This is a genomic window from Massilia hydrophila, from assembly GCF_020208145.1.
GTDB lineage: Bacteria > Pseudomonadota > Gammaproteobacteria > Burkholderiales > Burkholderiaceae_D > Telluria > Telluria hydrophila.
Genome location: NZ_JAHYBX010000036.1, coordinates 1 through 551 on the forward strand (window position 1 = coordinate 1; position 551 = coordinate 551).

The 551-nt window shown below is 71.5% G+C and carries 1 protein-coding gene; it reads right to left on the bottom strand.

Annotated features, from left to right (window positions below; translation table 11 throughout):
* Window positions 1-551 (bottom strand): Ig-like domain-containing protein (locus LE190_RS21375; protein ID WP_225240601.1); only part of this gene is annotated, 551 nt, incomplete at both ends.

A 551-nucleotide genomic window follows, 5' to 3' on the forward strand; every position in this document is an offset into this window, starting at 1 on the left:
CCAGTGCGAACGCCGGCATGCCCACGCTGGTGTCCACGGTCAGCGCCGTGCCGCTGGCCGTGCTTGCGCTCAGGTTGCCGGCGATATCGGTCTGGCGTACCTGGATCGCGCCTGCGGGATAGCTGCCCGCGGCCAGCGTGAAGCTGGTGCCGCTGCCGGCGCTCCAGCTGGCGCCGCCATCAAGGCTGTACTCCCAGTTGGCCGCATCCGGAGCCAGGCTCACGTTGAACGTGGCCTCCCTGGTGACGCCGTCGGTGGCACTGGCGCCGGTGTCGGCGGCCAGGACCGAGCCCGGTGCAGCGACGTTCGTGTCGACCGTGATCGGCGCCGCGTTGGTGGCGGCGGCGCTCAGGTTGCCGGCGATATCGGTCTGGCGTACCTGGATCGCACCGGCCGCGTAGGTGCTTGCGGCCAACGTGAAGCTGGTGCCGCTGCCGGCGCTCCAGCTGGCGCCGCCATCAAGGCTGTACTCCCAGCTGGCGGCGTCAAGCGCCAGGCTCACGTCCACCGTGGCGTTCCGGGTGACGCCATCGCTGGCGCTGGCGCCGGTG